Here is a 21,413-nt window from a genome sequence, read left to right as displayed (position 1 = left end):
GGGCAGAAAGAAAGTTAGAAACAGAAATAAAGATTCTTTTGAGAAAAACGTATTTTTGCTGACCATTCGTTTCCTCTGCCCAACTTGAGTGAAACATCGTCGGAGATAATAGAACATTATGCAATGCGTGTTTAAACGAAGTTTTATACTTGCAGCAACCACTGCGATCGCTTTATTATTTGCAGGTTGTGGCGAAAGTAAAGTTGCCCAATGTAACAAAGTCATAAAGGTTGCTAATCAGGCATCTACTCTAGGTCAGGAATTCGGTAAAAATTCTAATCCAGCAAAAGGTTCTAAAGCTTTAACTGAACTTGCTGGTAAGATAGACCCACTTGCCCAAGAGATGAAAGCACTAGAAGTTAAGGATGAGAAACTGCAAGGTTTTCAAGGACGTTTTCTCACACTCTATCAGAACATCAGCAAGGAATTAAATAATGCAGCAGCAGCTATAGATAAAAAGAATCTACCAGCAGCAAAGGGCTTTTTGGTATCTCTGCAAAAGAGTAGTAGCGAAGAAAGTTCAATAGTCAAGGAAATTAATAGCTACTGTTCTGGCAAATAATTAATTCTCCTCTGCCTGGAATCTCGATCGCAAAAATAGCGGTTAAATAGTTGGTCGATAACCACCAAAAACAGCAAAGCTAAAATTTTTGTACCAGCAATCCACATTTTGGAACCCAGCCGCTTCTAACCAGCGAAGTTGAATATCAAGGGTTGCCATGCGATCGTATTCCATGCATTTTTGTGCAGCTTTGAGATCCTCTCAGGTTAGCAAACTTTTGATTTTGTGGTAGTCCAACTGTATGGAATACCTAAAAAAGCATTCCAGGGTAGTTTCACTACGTTCAACCCAATCTACGAATCTTCTTAACCAAGCAGTATTGCGATAGGATAATTTTTTAGCTCAAGAAGTATCCGTGTTGCATATATTCATATTTGTGCAACAAGTCAAGTTTATTGAGTTGATTATGAATATTGTTTACTTTTTCAGATTTTTCGATTTACTTATATCCATAAAATCTTATTCTAAGAAACGATGTTTATAGTCAGTTAGCTTGTATGAGTAGCGAGAAAACAACAGAATTGCCACTCTGGGTACAAGATAGAGATATAGTCATTGCTCATGATGAAGAAGTACAGTGGCGAGAAGGAAAACGCCCGGATTATTCATACACCAATGAATTTCTTCATCAAGAGAGTAAATTTCAGCATCCTGAAGGTTCTTTAGAAGCGATCGCACAAAACTTAGTCCGAAATTTTGAGATGGAAGCTTCTAATAAATCTAATCCTCAACAGTGGCTTTCGATTGTTACTGATAAGTTTAAAATGAGTACCAATGGGGGACAACAATTCACTGCTCAGGATGTTGCAGTTGAAGGTACTTATAACCTGTTTTTGGGTCAAAGTGAGCAGTATAGCTCTGAAACAGAAACCTTTGAATCGTCATTCCAAGTTTTTCATACAGCCTTTCCTAATGGCTTCCTTTGGGAATTAACAGAAATCCTTTCGGGGCCGCCTAATGTAACCTTTAAGTGGCGACATTGGGGAACATTTAATGGTTCCTATAAAGACTATGCACCCACAGGTGAAACCATAGAAATTGTAGGAGTTAGTATTGCTCGTGTGACTGATGATTTGAAGATTGAGTCTTTAGAGCATTATTTTGATAATAATGTCTTTCTTCAGAAATTAACGGCAGGTGGTTGTCCTTTCCATTCTCAAAATCAGTAGCTTTGGCGACTAGAAGTCGTGACTACAGAGACAAAACCTGCCTCCGCAGGTTAGCAAAACTTTGATTTTGTGTTAGTCAAACTGCATGGACTACCCCGCAGTAAGCAGCAAAGCACCTATGTTTGTGTAGTAACGACTTCTACTCTTTTAATACTTTTAAAATATCCTCTTACTCATGATTGATAAGTATTAGAATTTAAACGCATCATGATTTTTTCCGGATCTGTCAAATTTTTAAACCCATAACGGCGATAAAGTCCATGAGCATCTTTTGTATCTAACAACCACCTTTGCACGTCTTGCAGTTCGGAATATTCCAAAATATATTCTACAAACCATTTTCCTAAACCCTGTCCTCGATAAGGCTCCAGAATAAAAACATCTTTTAATAACGCAGAAGTTGCATAATCAGTTATGACTCTCGCAAAGCCAACTTGTTGATTATCTTCATAAAGTCCAAAGCATAAAGAGTTTTGTATTGACTTTTCAACAGTAGCTAACGGAATGTTTTCAGCCCAATAAGAAGTTTGTAAAAAATCATGAATCATTTGAGTATCTAATTTAGATTTATCGGTGCTGATGTAAAAATTGTGTTTTAATTCTTCGTTCATTTGGCTGAATTTTTTATTTAATATGTTGATGTATAATCATTCATTTTAATTCATTATTACAGCCAGTGCTTTGCAAACTAAGATGATGAAATTACTGAACCATTAGCTGGATATAGAGGCTATATTCAGTGTTTAAGAATATGGGTGCATCTACTATTGATTATGAATCAACCTACAACAAAATCTTGGGAAGAAGTTATTGCTGCTTTTAAAAAAATCTGGGGTTATGAAGATTTCCGTCCACCACAAGGAGAAATTGTCAGTAGTTTATTGGCACAAAAAGATGCGCTGATTATTATGCCCACAGGTGGCGGAAAGTCGATTTGTTTTCAACTCCCCGCACTCCTACAAACAGGATTAACTTTAGTAGTTTCGCCCTTAGTTGCTTTGATGGAAAATCAAGTACAGGAACTACTACAAAGCCATCAAAAAGCAGCACTTTTGCATAGTGAATTGTCTTCATCTCAACGCCGTGCAACTCTGCAAGCCTTAGAACGTCAACAGCTAAGATTACTTTATTTGTCACCAGAAACTTTGCTAAGTGCGCCAGTGTGGGAAAGATTATGTCACCCACAATTGCAAATTAATGGCTTAATTTTAGATGAAGCTCATTGTTTAGTGCAGTGGGGTGATACTTTTCGCCCAGCTTACCGCAGATTAGGGGCGGTACGTCCGGCATTGCTCAAATCAAAACCACCAGGAACAAAAATCAGTATCGCGGCTTTTACCGCTACTGCTGACCCCTCAGCCCAAAAAATTATTCAAACAGTTTTACAATTACAGCAACCAGAGATTTTTCGCTTGAATCCCTACCGTCCTAATTTGCATCCCAGCGTTCGCATTGCTTGGACACCACGAGGTAGGAAACAACAATTATTAAAGTTTATTCAAAATAGACCGCAACAATCGGGATTAGTTTATGTTCGCACTAGGCGCGATAGCGAAGATTTAGCTGAATGGTTAGCAGAGATGGGTTATGCTACGGCTAGTTATCATGCGGGATTGGGTGCAACAGAACGCCGTGCAGTAGAAGCAAGCTGGTTAAGTGGTAAAATGCCTTTTGTCGTTTGCACCTGTGCGTTTGGCATGGGGATAAATAAAAGTGATGTCCGTTGGGTGGCACATTTTCACGCACCACATCTGCTATCTGAATATGTGCAAGAAATAGGCCGCGCTGGAAGGGATGGGAAACCAGCCCAAGCGTTGACATTGGTGAGTGAACCTACAGGGTGGTTAGATCCAGAGGATAAGCAAAGACAGGAGTTTTTTCAAGAGCAAATGCGATCGCAACAACAAATAGCGCAGCAACTTGTGAAAAAATTACCAAAACAGGGAGAAGTGAATGCAGTAACTCGACAATTTCCCGAAGGTGCAACGGCGCTAGCATTACTCCATAGCAGTGGCCAGCTAAACTGGCTCGATCCTTTCCATTACAGCATTGGGCAAAAAGCGGGAAATCAGCCAACGACGCAATTACACACTGCGAAACAGATGCATCAATACCTAACAACTAAGCAGTGTCGTTGGCAGTTTTTGTTAAATGCCTTCGGTTTTGACAAAGAAGCAGCTAACCTGCGTTGCGGACATTGCGACAATTGTCGTCAATGAGTATAAAAGACTCGTCGCCGAGTATAAAAGACTTTGACTTTTGACTTTTGACTTCCGCCTTGCGGTACTAGGTTCATCCAATAGGATGAATTGTCATTTTCACTGCCAAGTGACAATAGGGTAGTCAAGTAGAGGATGAAAATATGTCATCTGTTCAAGCGCCCTCCCTAGCACCGCTGATTCCGCGCGAAATTCTGTTTGGGAATCCCGAAAAAACTAGCCCACAACTCTCGCCTGATGGCAAGTACCTAGCATATATCGCCCCTGATGAGAAAAATGTCTTGCAGGTATGGTTGCGAACTATAGGACAAGAAGACGACCAGATACTAACTGTCGATAAAAAGCGGGGTATCCGCATTTTCTTCTGGACTTATAACGCTGACCAGTTGATTTATATGCAAGACTCGGATGGCGACGAGAACTTTCACCTTCACTTAGTTAATATCCACTCCAAGATTGTGCGTGACTTAACGCCATTCCAAGGTGTAAAAGCTGAACTTGTGGAACTGGAACCTAAATTTCCAGATCAAGTGCTGGTAGCGTTGAACTTGAATAATCCCCAAAAGTTTGACGTTTATCGCATCAATCTAAAAAATGGTGCGGTTGAGTTCGACACCGATAACCCCGGTAACATTATCAGTTGGACATCTGATGCTGAGTTTCAAATACGTGCAGCAACAGCTAGCACACCCGATGGTGGTTACGATTTGTTATTGCAGAAACCAGATAAACAGTGGGAAACTCTCCGCCACTGGGGGTCAGAAGAGGAAGGGAATTCTGTTAGCTTCTCAGATGATGGCAAAACCCTTTATATTCAAGGGAATCACGATGCTAACACTAAACGTCTGCTAGCTATTGACCTAGACACCCGTCAAGAAACTGTCATTGCTGAAGATGAACAGTATGATGTCGTGGGGATAATCATTCAGCCATTAACGCGAGTTATCCAAGCAGTTTCTTTTTACAAAGACAAACAGGAATGGCAGGTAATTGACCAAAGTATCGCTGCTGATTTTGAGGAAATCGCTAAGGTGCGTCCTGGAGAATTCTCTATAATTAGCCGCGACTTGGAAGATAAAACCTGGTTAGTGGCTTATAGAACTGACAATGGGCCAGTTTATTACTATGCATATAACAGAGAGTCCAAAACTAGCACTTTCCTTTTTAGCAACCAACCCAAACTCGAAACGTTGCAGTTAGCTTCAATGGAACCGATTTCCTATGAAGCGCGGGATGGTTTGACTATCCACTGTTACCTAACAACCCCTGTGGGAATACCTACGCAGAATCTACCAACAGTATTACTGGTTCATGGTGGCCCTTGGGCGCGGGATGTTTGGGGTTTCTCTCCCACAGCGCAATGGCTAGCTAACCGGGGTTACGCTGTTCTGCAAGTAAACTTTCGCGGTTCCACTGGCTACGGCAAAGCATTTTTGAATGCTGGAAATCGGGAATGGGCTGCTAAAATGCACGACGATTTGATTGATGCTGTTAACTGGCTAGTGGAACAAGGTATTTCCGATCCGCAAAAGATTGCGATTATGGGCGGTTCTTATGGCGGTTATGCCACCCTAGTGGGGTTAACTTTTACACCAGAAGTTTTTGCCGCTGGTGTGGATATTGTCGGGCCGAGTAACCTAATGACGCTGATAGAAACTATACCGCCTTATTGGGAACCATTGAGGGCAATGCTTTACCATCGTGTCGGTAACTTGGAGACAGAAGAGGAATTTTTGAAATCGCGATCGCCTTTATTTTTCGCTGACCGGATTCAAAAACCTTTACTTATCGGTCAAGGTGCAAATGATCCGCGAGTGAAACAATCAGAAAGTGATCAAATTGTCAACGCAATGCAGCAAGCTGGTTTACCAGTGAAATATGCACTTTATACAGATGAAGGGCATGGTTTTGCCAGACCAGAAAATCGGTTGCATTTCTTTGCGATCGCAGAAGAGTTTCTCGCCAAATATTTAGGCGGCAGATTTGAATCTTTAGCAGATATCCCCGGTCATTCAGGAATAGTTAAATAAAGTTTCACGCATGGTGTTTAGTGTAATTTACTGACCACTTTTTAGCGACAAATATTTGAGAAACTTAGATTTCGTACGCTCCCACACCTGCTTAGACAGAAGAATCAAGTCCTGTCGTCATAAGTTTACTAATACTTATAACGGCTGCTTTGAAAGTGGAATAAAAAAATCCCACAATGCCCAGCGCGATAAGCGAAAATGAAATTCTAAGTGTCGCAAAAGTCTTGCCTAATGGATGGACGAGAGTTCTACTCAAGCTTAATTCGGCTTCATATTCTGCATCATGCAATTCAGGAGCCAATTTTTGGGCTAGGCATTATTGAAGAACTGGCGCGTCACGGTTATAAACTCAGTGCCGGAACTCTCTACCCAATGTTGCATGATATGGAGCGCAAGGGATATCTATATTCCGTTGAGCAGAGATCAGGACGGCAAAGCCGACGACTCTATCGAGCTACCGATTTAGGAAAAATGACCCTAGAGGATGCTAAAGAAAAGGTACGGGAATTATTTGGCGAATTATTCGAGGAGTAGAAACGCGATTAATTGCGTCTCTATTTTTTCCGATCTCCCTCATCTTTCCCAATACGGTTCGCTTAAGGCAAGAGACGCGATAAATCGCCGTCTCTACAAAGATCAATTTTTCGTCTTGACGGTGATTTATTGTGTCTTTATATCTAGAATTTTCATCAAAAAACCTTAACCGAACCGTATTGTCATTTCCACTACTCACGATAAGGGACTTCCAAATAAAAAAACATCCCAAATTTTCTTGTGGGATGGGTGTCCCCACCACTGGTGTCAACTTAACGCGAAACCGCACGTCCGCCAGGGATTGTAAATCCCTGTCTCATAGCTAAAGTCCTCTGAAGAGGACTTCATAGCGCAAAAATTTTCAGTCTACTTCAGTAGACTTGAGCAATTAGTCAGGGATTTACAATCCCTGGCGGGTGAACAACACCCAATCAGTACGCTATTTTTGGCTGAAGTTGACACCAGTGGCTTTTCGGCCCACCCCAAAAAATGGATAATTTATTTCTTGGAAGTCCCTAAGTTTTCTAAAAACTGTTTCAGGTGAGGTTGATCTGGGTTGATATCAAGTTCTTTTGCTCTTGCTAAAACCTGTTCACGGTTCAGCTTTTGTTGAGTTGCAAAGGCAATGAGCGCTAAGGCACTGGCTCGTCCACCGGCACCACAATGAAAATATACAGGAGTCGGCAATTCCTCTAGTTCTGAGAGAACTGTTGTAGTCAAGTTGTCGTTGGCTGAAGTTGAATTGAGTGGAACATTAACATATTCAAGACCTACGGCTTTTGCTTGTTGCTGTTCGTCTGCTAAGGCTCCAGTTTCATCAAGCGATCGCAGATTCACCACAGACTTATAACCTTCATCAGCAAGCTGTTTTAGTATCTCTGGGGTTGGCTGTCCACCTGCTGAAAACTCATCGCTCACTTTCTTGACATCACTCATACATACTCCGTAATCTCGATTGTATTACCGTGTTTTTAGCCAATGGCATAGTATCACAAATTAATTTCTAATTATATAGATTTTCGTTATCGAAATTCGATATCCTAATTTTGTCGTCATAATTAATCAGGAAAACTATAGTGACGCAAGAAGCTGAGGATATCCAGAAAGAGCAAGAAGTGATTTCCTATAATGCTCTGACTCCCAAACAACAAAAGCAGCGATTAACAGAACTGGCGGCGGTGTTTTTGCGATTGGGGGCGATCGCTTTTGGTGGCCCTGCTGCTCACATCGCCATGATGGACAATGAAGTGGTAAATCGCCGTCAGTGGATGAGCCGGGAGAAACTGCTAGATTTACTGGGAATTACGAATTTGATTCCAGGCCCCAACTCAACAGAATTAGCCATTCACATTGGCTACGAACGAGCCGGATGGCGTGGCTTAATAGTTGCGGGTAGCTGCTTTATTCTACCTGCGATGTTGATTGTTTGGGCATTAGCCGCCATTTATGCTCGTTATCAAACAGTTCCCCAGGTAGAATGGCTGCTCTATGGAATTAAACCTGTAATTATTGCGATCGTGATTCAGGCTGTGTGGAATTTGGGTAAAAAGGCAGCCAAAGACGTGCCGACGATTATTGCCGGAGTGGCTGCGATCGCAGCATACTTAGCTGGATTGAATGAAATTTTGGTGCTGATTTTGCTAGGTATTGCTGTGATGCTACTCAAGAATTGGCAAGCCAGAGGACATACAAGCGGAGCATTCCTGTTACCTATTTCAGGTATTTTGGCGCAGGTTGGTACTACAACAGCAGCAGTTACATCAGTCAGTTGGATTAACGTCTTTGTCTTTTTTCTCAAAATTGGATGTGTTCTCTATGGTAGCGGCTATGTATTGCTGGCATTTCTGCAACGGGATTTAGTCGAGCGCAACCAGTGGTTAACATCACAACAGCTTTTAGATGCTGTAGCGATCGGACAGTTTACACCGGGGCCTGTTTTCACCACCGCAACATTTATTGGGTACTTGCTAGCAGGAAATGCCGGAGCGATCGCTGGTACAATCGGCATTTTCTTGCCAGCTTTTGTGCTGGTGTTGGTGGTTAATCCTTGGGTTCCTAAGTTGCGTCAATCTCCTTGGGCAAGCGGATTTTTGGATGGTGTAAATGCAGCTTCTTTAGGATTAATGGCAGGAGTAACATACACATTAGGACAAGCCGCACTGGTAGATTGGTTAACAATTATCATGGCAATTTTGAGTGCGATCGGTGTGTTTAGATTTAAAATAAATTCAGCTTGGTTGGTGCTAGCAGGAGGAGCAATTGGATTAGCTTCACACATATTATTTGGCTGAAGATAGCGAGTTATCATATCCAAACCGCGCGATCGCAATAGTGTAGCAACCAGCGCTGACATATCCTCATCGCTGTAAAGCGCAGCAAAAACCTTTTAAATTTAAACTAAGAAATTGCATTACCCGCATTGCTTTATCCAGCTTTGAGTACTTGCTCTGCGGTTAGCTGTAACTCTGGGAAAATAGTAGAAGCGATCGCAGTGTTTCCTGCAAATCTGGTTTCTTCATAAAACCCGTTAACTAATATCAATACGGTAACTGCATTTATCTGAGGGTCAACAATCCAATATTCAGTAATTCCCCTTGCGGCATACTCGGAACGTTTGTAGCGATAGTCCCGATCTTCGTTAACTTTGCCAGGAGAAACAACTTCGACAACTAAAGCCGGAGGTGGCATATCCAGAGTGATTGTGGATCGCGTTGCACCTTCTAAGGCTGTTGCAAGTTCATCCGTCAGCACAACTAAATCAGGAATGCGAGTTGTCGCACGAGAACCAGCAACAACAATTTCAACTTTGTTACTTAACCGATTGAACGGGACGAACTTGAGAAAATTGACCAGCAAAAATAGAGATATCTGGACATTTTTTGGACTTTCGGGTGGCATTGCAACTAACTCACCTGCCACAAGTTCATAATGACTATCCGTGCCATCGTCATACTTCAAATATTCTTCAAGCGTTAGACCTTTGCCAGTGATTGCAGTCATATCAGGTCAACAGAAGTTAGGTACTAATAGTTTACCAAATTCATCAATCCTGATCTATTATTTAAAACCACAGATAATTCATGGGTATTTATCTGTGGTTATATTTTCATTCAATTGACTTTTGCAAATTTAGTAAACGCCTGATTATTTAAAGCGATCGCTTCCCTAAAATTGCTGCAAAAACCGCAAATCGCTAGCATACAACCGACGAATATCATCGATTTGGTGTAACACCATTGCAAAGCGTTCTACACCAAAACCGGCAGCAAACCCTGTATAAACTTCTGGGTCATAACCCACGGACTTAAGTACATTTGGATCGACCATACCGCAGCCCATCACCTCCAGCCACCGTCCATTCCACTGCAAATCTACTTCAGCAGAAGGTTCAGTAAATGGGAAATAACTGGCGCGGAAACGAATTGGCAAATCGCCAAATATTGCTTGTAAAAATACCTTAATTGTGCCCTTGAGGTCTGTAAAAGTTAGTCCCTCGTCAATAGCTAAAAGTTCTATTTGATGGAAAACTGCTGAGTGAGTTGCATCTACATTATCTCGCCGATAAACTCGCCCTGGAGCCACAACCCGAATCGGTGGTTCTTCTCTTTCCATATAACGAATTTGGACTGACGAGGTATGAGTACGGAGAAGATTACCATCTGGCAGGTAGAAGGTATCCTGCATATCACGGGCGGGGTGGTCAGGTGGGGTATTCAAAGCCTCAAAATTATAATAATCTGTTTCCATCTCTGGCCCTTGAGCCACGGTGTAACCCATACCAACAAAGATATCCAGTGCCCGGTCGATAATGCCATTGAGGGGATGAATGCGACCTTGGGGGCTGTAAATTCCCGGCATAGTTACATCTAGGGTTTCCGCCTCTAGCTGTAGTTGAATTTGTGCGGATTCCAGGGCGACGCGTTGCTGGTCTAGACTAGTTTGCAGGGATTCTTTGACTGTATTAGCGATCGCTCCAATTTTTGGTCGTTCCTCTGCACTCATTTGCCCCATACTTCGCAACAGTGCCCCCAACTCGCCTTTTTTACCCAGATAGTTAACTCTGAGTTCTTCTAGACGTTCTAGGGTATCGGCGGCTGCGATCGCTTTTTCTCCTTCCTGCCGCAGTGCTAAAAGTTGAGCTTCTAAATTGCTAGTCATTAGTTATTAGTCATTGGTCATTTGTCATTAGTCTATAGTCAAAAGCTGTGAACTGGTCGATAAATAAACCTACAGCTATACCATTAACATCAGCCAAAGGCGAGGGTCAAAACCAAACCTTTAGAGACAATTGGGGTAGTAGAGCGGGCGCGTAAATCCAGCTAACATCTGAACGGGTCGCGCCAGGATTCCCCGATAAGAGAAGCAGTTGTCGGGGAATTCTGGCGCTCCGGGACTGGGGACTGGGGACACGGAAAGAGTTTTCTTCTCTACGAGACGCTACGCGAACAAAACAAGGTTTAGGTCTCAATCCCCGAACAATTTTCCCAGTCCCCAGTCCCTAATTCCCAGTCCCCAGTCCCTTTTTCAATTAACAAAGACTTGGCGATAGACAAGGAGATTGAACAACTTGTTAAAGTAGGCAAACTTTTGCCACAGTGTACTAGTGAGTATAAATATTTTTTTGCCCCTTGTGACCTCAGACATTGACAAATGCCGAATAACAAATAACTAATAACTAATAACGAATGACTAATGACTAATGACCAATGACCAATGACCAATAATTATGAAATTACTAATTAGTAACGATGACGGCATTTCTGCTTTGGGGATTCGTACCCTAGCCAACTACTTGGCAGAGGCAGGTCATGATGTCAGTGTAGTTTGCCCAGATCGAGAGAGATCGGCAACTGGACACGGGTTAACTTTACACCAACCCATTCGCGCTGAAATTGTTGAAGGGATTTTTCATCCTGCTATCAAAGCTTGGGCTTGCGATGGTACCCCTTCAGATTGCGTCAAATTAGCGCTGTGGGCTTTGCTCTCGACTCCCCCCGATTTGGTTCTCTCTGGGATTAATCAAGGTGCAAATTTAGGAACTGAAATCTTGTATTCTGGCACTGTTTCTGCTGCAATGGAAGGTTTGATTGAAGGCATTCCCAGTGTAGCGCTGAGTCTTATAAGTCATACATCTAAAGACTTTCAAGCTGCTGCTAAGTTTGCCACAGTTCTTGTAGACCAGTTAGCCCAAAAACCGCTGCCAGATTTAATGTTACTCAACGTCAATATTCCTGCGGTCAAATGGGAAGAAATTGCCGGAGTTACTCTCACCCGTCAAGGCCTACGGCATTACACTGATGTGTTTAATAAACGAGTTGATCCTCGTGGAAAAACTTACTACTGGTTAACCGGAGAGGTAATTGAGGATGTGGAACCCCCTAGCGGATTAAATCTGCCTCAAAATGTACCTACAGATGTACAGGTTGTACGTAAAAACTACATCAGTATCACTCCGTTACAATACAATCTGACTTACGCAACTGGGCTAGATAAATTGTCTGAGTGGGAATTCAATTTTCCGTGAATAATTTGATTTATCAGGACAAAACTGAGGTTATTTAAATACATTAGAGAAAAATGTAGGCTATAACGTAGGGGCACTCTTGAAATAACCGATACACATCCACCCCAAAATCTGGAAAATTTTAACTGACAGTATTTCATCAACATTACACAATCAGCCAGAAACAGGGTATGCTGTTTTACCAAGAAATCCTCCCTCTACCAAAATTGGCGAGACAGCATAAACTTAGACAGAATAAGTAACAATTTTTCCAAATATCGCCCGCTCAGTCCAGCAAGCAATACACATGTCTAGGATAGAGAACCAATTTACCGTACAATTTTGGGGCGTTCGCGGCAGCATCCCCAGTCCAGGGCCACACACCGTTCGTTACGGCGGTAATACCCCTTGCATATCAATGCAAGCGGGCGATAAACGCTTAATTTTCGATGCTGGCACGGGACTACATGTTTTGGGGCAATCTTTGTTGCGCCAAATGCCGTTAGAAGCTCACATATTTTTTACCCACTCCCACTGGGATCACATGCAGGGTTTTCCCTTCTTTACCCCAGGGTTTGTCAAGGGTAATGACTTTCATATCTACGGCGCGATCGCACCTGATGGTTCTACCATAGAACAGCGCCTCAACGATCAAATGTTACACCCGAACTTTCCCGTACCCTTGCAGATTATGCAAGCCAATTTAAAGTTCTACGACATTCGACCGGGGCAACCAATCCACATTGATGACGTTACCGTAGAAACAGCACCTTTAAATCATCCAGGTGAAGCCGTAGGATACCGCGTCAATTGGCGTGGTGGTGCTGCTGCTTATATCACCGATACCGAACATTTTCCCGATCGACTCGATGATAATGTGCTGTGGCTAGCTCGTAATGCCGACATTTTAATTTACGATTCTACCTACACAGATGAGGAATATCATTGCCCAACATCCCTGAAAATTGGCTGGGGACATTCTACCTGGCAAGAAGCGGTGAAAGTGGCACAAGCTGCTAACGTCAAAACTCTGGTGATTTACCACCACGACCCCGCCCACAATGACGACTTTTTGGATCGTGTAGGCAAACAAGCCGCTGAAAAATTTCCTGGCGCTATTATGGCACGAGAAGGAATGGTACTTCAGATTCCCACCTCAGTTGCCTTATCAGAATCTTTTCCTGTTAGTAAGTTTTCTACATAAAGATTGCGATCGCAGGAATTGGAGATTTTAGATTAGATTGGTGATCAGAAGCTTTCAGCAGTCATTGGTCATTAGTCATTGGACAAAGCGCAAAATCTGTAGCAATATCCCTCAGGGTGCGCCGACTTCCGGCGATAGAGTAGGGATTCGTCGAGTCCGCATACCCCTGGGGAAAATTAAGCTAGCTACGCACATCGTTTTGTAGAGAGCGTCTGGCAACTCTTAGAGAGACGCTCTTGCTAGCTTGCTTAAGAGTAGAAATTTTGTCAGAGAGAACAAAGGACAAATGACAAGTTGCTACTAGAAAACCTGTACTCCTCAAGGCGGTTTACTATAAGGTAGCTTCATGCTGATAGCTAAAATAAACCTAAAATCTCAGAATCCACGTGCTAAATTTGTCTCAAAATGGGTGTTCTGTGTGGGTTGCTTCTTCAAGTGAAGGGCTACTAACGCCGACTGCTGTTGCCCTTGGCAAGTTTGATGGTGTTCATCTTGGTCATCAAAGGGTAATTCAGCCAGTCTTGCACGCTGGTAGTCACTTGTCAGTAGCCAGTAGTCCGCAGTCAAAGGAAAATCAACTGCCCAATCAAGAATATATCTACTCAACAGTTGTCACCTTTGACCCCCATCCACAGGAGTTCTTTACAGGGCAACCCCGGACTTTGTTAACGCCACTGGATGAAAAAGTCCAACAATTGCGATCGCTTGGCGTAGAACAACTAGTATTACTACCCTTTGACAAAGAATTGTCTGCTTTAACTCCCGAAGATTTCGTAGAAAAAATTCTTGTGCAACAACTGCAATGCCAGCAAATTAGTATCGGGGAAGATTTTTGTTTTGGCGAAAAGCGTAGTGGTACTGCCAAAGATTTGCAATTAATCGCCGCCAAGTACAATATCCCTGTTGCGATCGTTCCCTTACAAACTTATACCGGTGACTCCCCCACCCAAAGTAGTTGTGTTAGTAATACTCCAACTCAAGATGCCCGCATTAGCACTTCATTGATCCGCCAAACCCTTGAGCAGGGCGACATCGAAAACGCAAATCTACTACTAGGACGCCCTTACACCCTCATTGGTGATGTCGTTCAAGGTCAACAATTGGGCAGAACAATTGGCTTTCCCACCGCCAACCTTCAACTACCAAAAGAAAAGTTTTTGCCCCGCCAAGGAGTATACGCTGTCCGTGTTTTCACTCTCGATGAAACAACAGATACCGCTCCTAGTGAGAACTTGGGTGTAATGAATATCGGTAATCGTCCAACTGTAAACGGTACTTATTCATCTGCGGAAGTACATTTATTCGATTGGTCAGGTGATTTGTATGGCAAAAAACTGGTCGTGCAGCTAGTTAAATTTTTGCGCCCCGAACAAAAATTTCCTTCTCTCGAAGCCCTGAAAACACAAATTCAACTTGACTGCGTTGTTGCTAGAGAAGTTTTGAGTGCTTAGTGGGAACAATAGATAGGGCATTGGAAGAGGCAGAGGTGCAAAGGGGCAGAGGGAAAAAACTTACTGCAACTGCTCCTCTGCTCCCCTGCTGCCCCACTCCCCACTCCCCACTCCCCACAACGCATGAGAGAAAAAATCGACGCTCTAACACAAAATCTGGCTCTTACCATCGTTGGCAAAGCTGAGGCAATACGCTTAGTGCTAGTAGCCTTATTAGGTGGTGGTCATGCTCTCCTAGAAGATGTCCCCGGTGTTGGTAAAACCCTGCTTGCTAAATCTCTAGCTCGTTCACTGGATGGCAAGTTTCAACGGCTACAATGCACTCCCGATTTACTGCCAACAGACATTACTGGCACTAACATCTGGAACCCCAAAAGTGGCGAATTTACTTTTCTTCCTGGGCCAGTTTTTACCAATGTGCTACTAGCTGACGAAATCAATCGCGCTACACCCCGCACTCAGTCAGCGTTGCTGGAAGTTATGGAAGAACATCAGGTAACAGTCGATGGTGTCTCTCGTCCAGTTCCCCAACCCTTCTTTGTCATTGCCACTCAAAACCCTATTGAGTATCAAGGTACTTTTCCCCTGCCGGAAGCGCAAATGGATCGGTTTATGTTGTCGCTGAGTTTAGGCTATCCTTCCGAGGCAGAAGAACTCCTGATGCTGCAAAATCTTCAAAATGGTATAAAAGTTGCTGATTTGCAGCCTTGTATTACCTTGGCAGAAGTTCAAGAATTGCGTTACCTCTGCTCTCAAGTAAAAGTAGCAACTTCCTTGCAGCAGTATATTCTCGAATTAGTGCGGGCAACACGCCAAGATGAGGAAATCGCCCTTGGCGTCAGTCCGCGTGGCACATTAGCATTACAACGGTCTGCCCAAGCGCTAGCTTTTCTATCAGGGCGTGATTATGCCATTCCTGATGATGTGAAGTTTCTCGTCCCTCACGTTCTTTGCCATCGCCTTATTGCTAGAGGAGGACGCAATGCCAGAACTGTTGTTGAGCGATTATTGCGATCGGTTTCTATTCCTTAAGGTAACGTACTTCGATGAGCTAAAAAACAGCTATCCGAGATGGCGATAACTCTATTTCTTGCTAGCGATTAAACATGCTTTTTGTTCAGTGTTAATAGTGCCATAGTCGCTAGTAAAAATTGAGCCAATTTATTTCTTTTGAAGCGCAAAAACAAGCACTATTATTTCACTAATAACGCCCGCAAGCATTCCATACGCTGCTGAATTAGCTCCGCTATGTCTGGTAAAAATCAGACTGCCACATACTACTAAAGTAAAAGTTGCAGCAACTACTGTTGCCAAGTTGATCAGCCAGTTCTTGCCTTTGTGAATAAGTAGCCCTTGAAACGTATTTTGCAGTGCTAAGAGCAGGGGTAGAAATGACAGTATTTGTACTACCGGACGAGCTGCTTCCACAAGAGATGAATTATTTCCCAAAAACTGACCAAGTAGTAATAATCCTTTGTCTGTAAACCCAATAAAAATTGGTATTACAGTAAAACCCAAACCGACAAGAACCACAAAAGCAACAAGTGTTCGCCTGGAAGTTTCTTCATAAGTAGAAATTATCACTTGTTGAATCATACGTGTACCGTTAGCGATCGAAAGAAGTAGCCCCCAAGCAGCGGGCCATACAGCAAGTGCGAGGCTGCCATCGAATGAGCGGGCAACGAGACTCAGGAGTATTGCCCTTGCACCCCAAACAATAAGCATTGTTGAGGCTAAGGGAAGATAGTAAAAGGTTACTTCTTGAAAGGTTTGAGGCAGTTTTTTAGTCTCAGAATTTACTTGTTGGTTAAGAATAGAAATAGCACCAAGACGCAAACAAAACCATGTGACCAGTACTGCCTCAATGAGTATTGCTCCCATCATGGTAATACCTGCTAGCAATCCTCCATCTAACCTCAAACTTACTCCCACTGCCAGCGTTACAATTACCCAAGTCAATCGCGCTACACTTGCCCAACCTACAGCTATGCTCTTGTGAGCGCGGATCAGCAACCCTTGAAAGAATCGCCTCCAAGCAATTACGAAAGGCCAAAGGAACATTAATATAAAAGCAGTTCTTCCTTGTGCGGCAATTGATGAGCTAACGCCGAAGACATCAAGCAGTAACCAGTTATACAAAGGTTCCCAAGTGAGTAAAAGAAAGATACCACTAAGAGCTAGTCCCGCAATTACCGTAAACTGCCAAAGTGCGCGCCGAGATTTGGCTTGGCCTCCCAGTGCAGTTGAGGCATGAAGAATCATGATGATGGGGCTTTCTAGAAATACGGCAACTCCTTTGACTACCCCGACTCCGGCTAATGTCTCTTGGGGAAAGGCTAGGCGACTAAGTGCAGAGGTCTGAAGCGGATCGCCGAGAGTCATTGCCACATCAGTTAAGGAAAGAGGTATGAACTGGGCAAGTAACATCAATAGCGATCGCCCAGAAGCTGTTTTATTACCTTCCTGTTCTTGCTGGGGTGAGGTATTCATGAAAATTTTCAGTATTATATGATTATGATGAATTATTAAAAATACACAGGAGTTAGTGAGGCGATCGCATCATCAAGATGCTCTCCTTCTTTAAGGGTAAATCCATAACGGTTAAGCCAATGGTCATCGTAGATTGTCTCAAGATATCTGTCTCCTCGGTCTGGATTGATCATCAAAATCCGCGCACCTGCACCAAGAGAGCGCACCAGATGTAAACCACCAGCTACAATTGCCCCTGTGGAAGCACCAAGAAGCAATCCCTCACGACGGGCAAGTGCATGGCACACTGAGTAAGCGATCGCCTCTGGTATCACATAAGCACAATTAAGCAGCGAAAGCTCCAGATTAGGTGGAAAGAACGATAATCCAACACCTGTCATCTTGTATGGTTTTGCTGGCGTTCCCATAATGACTGAACCCTCAACATCAACGCCAACAATGCGTAGTCCTGGAAATCGCGGTAGAAGATAACGAGCTATTCCCATTATTTGTCCTGCTGTGCTAACACCGACGACCACGGCATCAAGGTTGGAGGAAAAGTGAGCTTCAATCTCACGCGCAGTGTAGTATGAGTGTGCCTCAGCATTCAAAGGATTCAAGTGCTGACATGGATACCAAGCATCAGGAATGGTCGCGGCAAGCTCACGCGCTCGTTTCATTCTTGCCTTCTGCATCGAGCCTGATTCATCTGCCTCATGTAACGGTACATCTACAAGTTCTGCACCGTATGCTTTCAACATTCGTCTAAACGGTGGAGCAGTTTTTGCATCGACAACAATAATGACTCGATACCCTCGCACTGCTCCTACCATAGCCAGACCAACGCCGAAATTTCCTGAACTTGACTCGATAATCGTACCACCAGGCACAAGAAGCCCTTCTTCTTCCGCACGAGTAACGAGGTAGACTGCATTTTTCTCCTTAATAGAACCTCCAGGATTACAGCTCTCTAACTTCAAGAAACATTCTGAGACAACACATACAGGAGAAATATTCTTGAGTTTTACAATCGGTACATTTCCTATTGCCTCGGTAACATCAGAGGCAGTAATCTTTTTCCATTTACCATGATTTTTCCATTGACAGTTAGAAACGTTCTCGAATGATGAAGATTTTGCAAGCTGATTCATATTTACCATCCAAAAAATTTAAAACCTAGTAAGAATTATCAGGGCTGAATGAATTTGCTCATTGGAGCGGATTTTTGCAATATCACTACTACATTCTTTTCTTGACGTTCCGAATTGTAGTGACTATTGCTTATATAGCTAATCACAAATTAAAAGTGTTTCAATTTGTCCAAAAGTAAATATCAATTCGGACTTGGCGATAACTACCTGAGCAAGCCTTTAAGTCATGTCCGCAAAAATATTGATATCCATTATGGAATCAACCTATTTTTTATCTTGAATGATAAATATGAAATCAAGATGAAATTTTCTATTTTGTTTTTAATAATTTTCCAAGTTCAGTATTCATAACGTGTTTTTGTCATCTAATTGACTTCTCGTTATTGTATAACTTGAAGAAAAATTCAGATTCAGAAATCATAATTATGGGAGCATCCTTCTTTGGTGAAAACATCAAATAGCGAGTGTTCTGTTGAGGTAAGCACAACGAACAGAAAGTACTGAATTAACGTTGTCAACTTTCCATTGCGCTCCAGAATTTTTCATCCTTGTACCAAGAAGCTTAATAGCAAATTCCACGAATATACCCTATTTTGGCAAGTTATCTACTGAGTCTTTTTTGTCTGATTATGTATCCGATAAGACCCTAGTCTGCTGTTAGGTCTTGCATAGCTTAATCATAATTTTTAAGAATTTCATTCTAATTTCATAAACTTCTGTCAACCTATTTATAGGGATATCCCTATTGCAAACTATGATTACATCACAAATTTACAACGAACCTTTAACTATTCAATTTGATATGAGGGTGCTGCTAGTCGAAGATGAGCCGGATTTAGGGGCTGCTATCAAGCGCACCTTAAATCAACAAAAGTACTTAGTTGATTGGGTAATGGATGGTAATGAAGCATGGGCTTACTTAGAAAATAGCTCGGCACAATATACAGTCGCAATTCTTGATTGGATGCTTCCAGGAATTACTGGTTTAGAATTGTGCAAAAGACTGCGTAACAAAGTAAATCCTCTTCCTATCCTGATGCTAACTGCTAGAGATAGAATGGAAGATAAAGTAGCCGGACTAGATGCAGGTGCTGACGACTACTTGGTAAAGCCATTCGGTATGGTAGAACTACTGGCACGATTGCGGGCTTTGCAGCGTCGCTCTCCGCATTTCCAACCTCAACAATTGACTGTTGATAACTTAACTCTTGATTATGGTAACAGTACAGTTGTCAGACAAAATACTACAGGTGAACAACAAAAGATTCCTTTAACTAATAAAGAATTCCAACTATTGGAATATTTTATGAAACACCCCAACCAGATTGTTACTACTGAACAAATTCGCAATCAAATTTGGGAAGTTAATGCTGAATCCACTAGCAACGTAGTGGCGGCGCAAATACGTTTGTTACGTCGCAAACTCACCAATAGCCACTGTGCTAACTCAATTGAAACTTTGCACGGTATGGGATATCGTCTTAATCTCAACAATGAATCAGAATAAGCTGTTTCGACTCACCCGTATTCGGTTGGCTCTGTATTATGCCATCGTTATGGGTTTAATTTTAAGCCTATGTGCCTTCGGTTTTTATCGATCTGTGTTCCATGCCCATGTGATGGCTTTAGACAGTGAAATCGAGTCTGTAGCGGGAACATTGCACGACAGTATCGAACTAAAACTACAGTCACCTGGACGTTTAGAACCTTTGGCACATAAGTTATTCCCAAATCTAGATAACTGTGCAACTGGAGCTACTAATTGTATTCAACAACAGCCGCATTCTAAACGTCATCTTCTTGGTATCGTTACTAAGACTAGCTACTATATACGTTTTTTTGATATTTCTGGAAAATTGATTGCTAATGCTGGTTATTATCCAAAGGGATTACCTGACGTTTTTAATCAAAAAACTTGGCAATTTCTTAAAGACAGCAAAGGCAAAGATTACCATCAGATTACTCTAGCACTGCATACTCAAAATTATCAAGACTGGGGATATATGCAGGTGGGGCGAAGTCTGCAAGAGTTTAATCATTACTTGGATAGTGTGAAATTAGTTTCGGTATTAGGGCTGGTAATTGCAATGGGTATGATTGCTGGTGCTAGTTGGTGGTTATCAGGATTAGCTATGCAGCCAATTTATCAATCCTATCGACAAATTCAACAGTTTACAGCAGACGTAGCACATGAATTACGAACGCCTTTAGCTGCAACAGGTGCAACAGTGGAATCAGCACTTTTAATGTCACGAATAGACGAAGAAGATACAAGGGATATTTTGCAAACTATACAGCGTCAGAATCAACGGATAACTACTTTAGTTGTTGATTTATTGATGTTAGCACGTTTAGATAGACAAGCCCAAAAGTTACAATGTGAAGTTTGTTGCCTAAATGATATTGTTAGCGATTTAGTTGAGGAGTTTGAAGCGATGGCAAATGCCGCAGAGGTAAAGCTGACATCTTTAATACAAGTGCATCAAGCTCTGAATATTATAGGTAATGCTGACCAGCTTTATCGCTTGTTTTCTAATTTAATTGTCAATGCAATTCAATACACATCCAGAGGAGGAGAGGTAACAGTTTTTTTAGATCGCAATGACTATAATGCTGTAATTAAAGTTCAAGATACAGGCATTGGTATCCCAAAACACGAACTGAATCGAATTTTTGATCGCTTTTATCGGGTGAGTAGCGATCGCTCCCGCAGCACTGGTGGTTCTGGATTGGGATTAGCTATTGTTCAAGCTATTGTTCAAGCACATCAAGGTAAATTGAATGTACAAAGCGAGTTGGGTCAAGGTAGTACTTTTACAGTTCAATTACTTTTGGATGTTGCTCCACTAAGGAGCGTAGGCGCAGCCCAACCTAAGCATCGCTCTATCTCTCTATGGAAATTAATGTATCGCAATTTACGTAGTTATAAATAAAAATTTTTACCTAATTTATAGATTTTTTATCTTTCGTAGCTATGAATGAGCAGTACATGGTTTCTGTTTTGGCAGTAGCTTTCCAATACTCAACACTCTGTTAGAATCCAACTGTCAATAGGGTTTGAGGCACGCTAACCCTGGACATTTATATTACTGTTATCGATATTAAAAATGTGTTGCTTGAC

General features: G+C 42.3%; 19 protein-coding genes and 1 pseudogene. 12 read left to right on the top strand and 8 right to left on the bottom strand.

The window, feature by feature from the left end:
- Positions 1-118: 118 nt before the first annotated feature.
- A complete protein-coding gene (locus ACWATR_RS14710) occupies positions 119-562 on the top strand; it encodes a hypothetical protein (RefSeq protein WP_460333517.1) in 444 nt (147 codons plus the stop codon).
- Positions 563-604: 42 nt separating this feature from the next.
- Here the strand turns inward: ACWATR_RS14710 and ACWATR_RS14705 are convergent, their stop codons facing one another.
- The gene (locus ACWATR_RS14705) at positions 605-736 is read right to left on the bottom strand and encodes a hypothetical protein (protein ID WP_335045628.1); all 132 of its coding nucleotides are present in this window, start codon (positions 734-736) and stop codon (positions 605-607) included.
- A gap of 323 nt (positions 737-1,059) precedes the next feature.
- On the opposite strand from ACWATR_RS14705, the gene ACWATR_RS14700 reads away from it, so the two are divergent.
- Entirely contained in the window at positions 1,060-1,731 is a 672-nt protein-coding gene (locus tag ACWATR_RS14700) for a SnoaL-like polyketide cyclase (RefSeq protein WP_460333514.1), read from the top strand.
- Positions 1,732-1,904: 173 nt separating this feature from the next.
- On the opposite strand, the gene ACWATR_RS14695 is transcribed toward ACWATR_RS14700, so the two are convergent.
- Positions 1,905-2,342, bottom strand: coding sequence for a GNAT family N-acetyltransferase (locus ACWATR_RS14695; protein ID WP_460333511.1), 438 nt, complete (start codon positions 2,340-2,342; stop codon positions 1,905-1,907).
- A gap of 162 nt (positions 2,343-2,504) precedes the next feature.
- Between ACWATR_RS14695 and ACWATR_RS14690 the strand changes: the two genes are divergently transcribed.
- The 3 genes from ACWATR_RS14690 to ACWATR_RS14680 all read left to right on the top strand — a co-directional run bounded on the left by ACWATR_RS14690 (position 2,505) and on the right by ACWATR_RS14680 (position 6,514).
- Entirely contained in the window at positions 2,505-3,950 is a 1,446-nt protein-coding gene (locus ACWATR_RS14690; protein WP_460333508.1) for a RecQ family ATP-dependent DNA helicase, read from the top strand.
- Between the two features lie 143 nt (positions 3,951-4,093).
- A complete protein-coding gene (locus tag ACWATR_RS14685; RefSeq protein WP_460333505.1) occupies positions 4,094-5,980 on the top strand; it encodes a S9 family peptidase in 1,887 nt (628 codons plus the stop codon).
- Between the two features lie 210 nt (positions 5,981-6,190).
- A complete protein-coding gene (locus ACWATR_RS14680; RefSeq protein ID WP_460333502.1) occupies positions 6,191-6,514 on the top strand; it encodes a PadR family transcriptional regulator in 324 nt (107 codons plus the stop codon).
- A gap of 498 nt (positions 6,515-7,012) precedes the next feature.
- Here the strand turns inward: ACWATR_RS14680 and ACWATR_RS14675 are convergent, their stop codons facing one another.
- Positions 7,013-7,450: a protein tyrosine phosphatase family protein gene (locus ACWATR_RS14675; RefSeq protein WP_460333499.1), complete on the bottom strand. Its 438-nt coding sequence runs from the start codon at positions 7,448-7,450 to the stop codon at positions 7,013-7,015.
- Between the two features lie 140 nt (positions 7,451-7,590).
- Here ACWATR_RS14675 and ACWATR_RS14670 point away from each other — a divergent pair, with 140 nt between their 5' ends.
- Positions 7,591-8,805, top strand: a complete 1,215-nt coding sequence (locus ACWATR_RS14670) for a chromate transporter (protein ID WP_460333497.1) — start codon at positions 7,591-7,593, stop codon at positions 8,803-8,805.
- Between the two features lie 133 nt (positions 8,806-8,938).
- Here ACWATR_RS14670 and ACWATR_RS14665 read toward each other — a convergent pair whose 3' ends face one another.
- Together ACWATR_RS14665 and pheS are read right to left on the bottom strand one after the other, a co-directional pair.
- The gene (locus ACWATR_RS14665; protein ID WP_460333494.1) at positions 8,939-9,514 is read right to left on the bottom strand and encodes a Uma2 family endonuclease; all 576 of its coding nucleotides are present in this window, start codon (positions 9,512-9,514) and stop codon (positions 8,939-8,941) included.
- A gap of 165 nt (positions 9,515-9,679) precedes the next feature.
- The gene (pheS, locus tag ACWATR_RS14660; RefSeq protein WP_190892424.1) at positions 9,680-10,672 is read right to left on the bottom strand and encodes a phenylalanine--tRNA ligase subunit alpha; all 993 of its coding nucleotides are present in this window, start codon (positions 10,670-10,672) and stop codon (positions 9,680-9,682) included.
- Positions 10,673-11,240: 568 nt separating this feature from the next.
- Here pheS and surE point away from each other — a divergent pair.
- The 4 genes from surE (at position 11,241) to ACWATR_RS14640 (ending at position 15,704) form a co-directional block, all read left to right on the top strand.
- On the top strand, positions 11,241-12,038 hold the full coding sequence (gene surE, locus ACWATR_RS14655; protein WP_460333491.1) for a 5'/3'-nucleotidase SurE: 798 nt from the start codon (positions 11,241-11,243) through the stop codon (positions 12,036-12,038).
- Positions 12,039-12,324: 286 nt separating this feature from the next.
- Positions 12,325-13,221, top strand: coding sequence for an MBL fold metallo-hydrolase (locus ACWATR_RS14650; RefSeq protein ID WP_435021059.1), 897 nt, complete (start codon positions 12,325-12,327; stop codon positions 13,219-13,221).
- A gap of 386 nt (positions 13,222-13,607) precedes the next feature.
- Entirely contained in the window at positions 13,608-14,672 is a 1,065-nt protein-coding gene (locus tag ACWATR_RS14645; RefSeq protein ID WP_460333487.1) for a bifunctional riboflavin kinase/FAD synthetase, read from the top strand.
- Positions 14,673-14,795: 123 nt separating this feature from the next.
- A complete protein-coding gene (locus ACWATR_RS14640; RefSeq protein ID WP_460333484.1) occupies positions 14,796-15,704 on the top strand; it encodes an AAA family ATPase in 909 nt (302 codons plus the stop codon).
- Positions 15,705-15,833: 129 nt separating this feature from the next.
- Here the strand turns inward: ACWATR_RS14640 and ACWATR_RS14635 are convergent, their stop codons facing one another.
- From ACWATR_RS14635 to ACWATR_RS14625, 3 genes and pseudogenes are all read right to left on the bottom strand, one after another.
- The gene (locus ACWATR_RS14635) at positions 15,834-17,162 is read right to left on the bottom strand and encodes a hypothetical protein (protein ID WP_460333481.1); all 1,329 of its coding nucleotides are present in this window, start codon (positions 17,160-17,162) and stop codon (positions 15,834-15,836) included.
- 35 nt (positions 17,163-17,197) lie between these two features.
- Entirely contained in the window at positions 17,198-18,292 is a 1,095-nt protein-coding gene (locus ACWATR_RS14630; RefSeq protein WP_460333478.1) for a cysteine synthase family protein, read from the bottom strand.
- A 453-nt stretch (positions 18,293-18,745) separates the two neighbouring features.
- Positions 18,746-18,871 (bottom strand): annotated as a pseudogene (locus tag ACWATR_RS14625) (ISKra4 family transposase); the annotation flags it as partial.
- Between the two features lie 175 nt (positions 18,872-19,046).
- On the opposite strand from ACWATR_RS14625, the gene rppA reads away from it, so the two are divergent.
- Together rppA and rppB are read left to right on the top strand one after the other, a co-directional pair.
- Positions 19,047-19,799 carry a two-component system response regulator RppA gene (rppA, locus tag ACWATR_RS14620; RefSeq protein ID WP_460333475.1) on the top strand — a complete coding sequence of 251 codons (753 nt, stop codon included), beginning with the start codon at positions 19,047-19,049 and terminating at the stop codon, positions 19,797-19,799.
- On the top strand, positions 19,786-21,225 hold the full coding sequence (gene rppB / locus ACWATR_RS14615) for a two-component system sensor histidine kinase RppB (RefSeq protein ID WP_460333472.1): 1,440 nt from the start codon (positions 19,786-19,788) through the stop codon (positions 21,223-21,225). Before rppA ends, rppB begins: the two co-directional genes overlap by 14 nt.
- Positions 21,226-21,413: the final 188 nt, after the last annotated feature.

The sequence above is a fragment of the Nostoc sp. UIC 10890 genome (assembly GCF_054786515.1).
Note: the sequence above shows the minus strand (reverse complement) of the source record. Positions and strands in the feature narration are given on the sequence as shown.